Annotated in this window: 3 pseudogenes; all 3 read right to left on the bottom strand. The window is 44.5% G+C overall.

Annotation, left to right across the window (positions count from 1 at the left end):
* A pseudogene (locus tag PX636_RS03895) lies at positions 1 to 232 on the bottom strand (Uma2 family endonuclease); the annotation flags it as partial.
* Positions 233 to 389: 157 nt separating this feature from the next.
* A pseudogene (locus tag PX636_RS03890) lies at positions 390 to 1,349 on the bottom strand (IS110 family RNA-guided transposase).
* Between the two features lie 220 nt (positions 1,350 to 1,569).
* Positions 1,570 to 1,680 (bottom strand): annotated as a pseudogene (locus tag PX636_RS03885) (Uma2 family endonuclease); the annotation flags it as partial.

Genomic DNA, 1,680 nt, shown 5'->3' with positions numbered 1-1,680 from the left:
TATACTTCTCGGAAATTACCTCTAAAAACAAAATCGGCAAGATATACTTTTCTTGCCACAAAACATAGCTTAACCGACCTCTTTCTCCCGTATCATGGTTGACTCCAAGGGACAAGAAACCATCGGGTACAAAAGCTGATTCCTCTGGATTATAATAGACAGCCATATCTACCCCAAAATACCAATCATCTCGACTGGTCCAAATTAAGGCTAATAAACTTAGCAGTAGCGACTGTCTTGATTGTCAAGGGGTAACTCAAAAAACAATCAAGGAGTTGCTGTCGAACCTAAAATCTCAAGCCAGAAAAAAGCGCAGCAAAAACTAAGTCGCTCAGGTTAAACCAAAGCAAGCGCAACCCTTGATCAGAGATAACAAAAAGTGTGAATCTCTAGGAACAAGGTGGTAAATTGTCAGCAAGCTGCCAAGGCTGATTTTGGCGAACCATTGCATTAAGAATAACTAAGATTTTCCGCACACAAGCAGTCAGAGCCAGTTTTTTTGATTTACCTCGTCCGACTAGGCGTTCGTAAAAGGTTTTAATCACCGGATTATGACGCATAGCTACCACCGCTCCCATGTAAAGAGTCGCCCGAATCTGAGCGCGACCTCCCTGAATCATTCGCTTACCTTTATGTTGACCACTATCATGATTAATCGGTGCGACACCGACTAAGCGAGAGATTTGTTTGGCGGTTAATTGACCGAGTTCTGGTAAGTCGGAGACGAGAGTAGTAGAAATTACTTGACCAATCCCCGGCACGGTTTTGAGTAAATTAACTTTCTCGAGCCATTGTTGGTTAGCTTGGGTCAATTCCTCAATTTCTTGATTGAGTTTTTCGAGGCAGTTATCGAGATACTCAAGATGGGCTTCGATATCGACCAAAGCTTTACCGCGAGCGCGTTCCCGTCGGTTTTTTTCGGCAGTCCGCATCTCGACAAGTTGCCGGCGACGACTAATTAAGTCGCCCAATTGACGAGATTCTTCCGACTCAACCGCTAATATTTGCGGTTGCATTGCTTCGCCAAAATGAGCTAAGATTTGAGCGTCAATGGCATCGGTTTTGGCTAATTTACCAGTGGCTTTAGCAAAGTCTCTTCCTTGACGGGGATTGATTAAGGCTACAGGTAAATCCGCTGCTTGTAATTGAATCACCAGTTCAGTTTCTCAACCTCCTGTCGCTTCCAGAACGATGAGGTTGACAGTGTAGGATTTTAGGGTTTCGACCAGTTTAGATATGTCCTCCTTTGTGTTAGCAACTTTCATCGCTTTACCGAGGGGACGGAGGTAAACATCTAGGGTCGCTTTACTAATGTCAATGCCTACCCATTGAGAGATATTTTCCCTGATTGAACCTAACTAAAGCAAGCAGAATTGATGGTTATTTTGGAGAGCATCCCCTTGATTTTACTCATCCTTGCCCGATACGGTCTCTTAGCTTAACAATTGATTGTTTTCGCCACGACCCCGGCGACTGTTCGAGTTTTGTCAGGGAGATTATGGTGGTGACCCTTGCTACGAAGCGGTCTTTTCCGACCAAGGTTGGGACGGTCTACCACCTCTCTCAATATACAAGGTTGGGAATATCATTCTGTAACTGATTATCCACTGGAGTTTCGTCGGAAGAGGGCAATTCTTCGGCGCTGGGAAGAGGGCGATTTTTGTTATAGGTGAGGTTAAC

The sequence above is a fragment of the Microcystis sp. M53598_WE2 genome, from assembly GCF_030067735.1.
In the GTDB taxonomy this organism is placed as follows: Bacteria; Cyanobacteriota; Cyanobacteriia; order Cyanobacteriales; family Microcystaceae; genus Microcystis; species Microcystis aeruginosa.
Note: the sequence above shows the minus strand (reverse complement) of the source record. Positions and strands in the feature narration are given on the sequence as shown.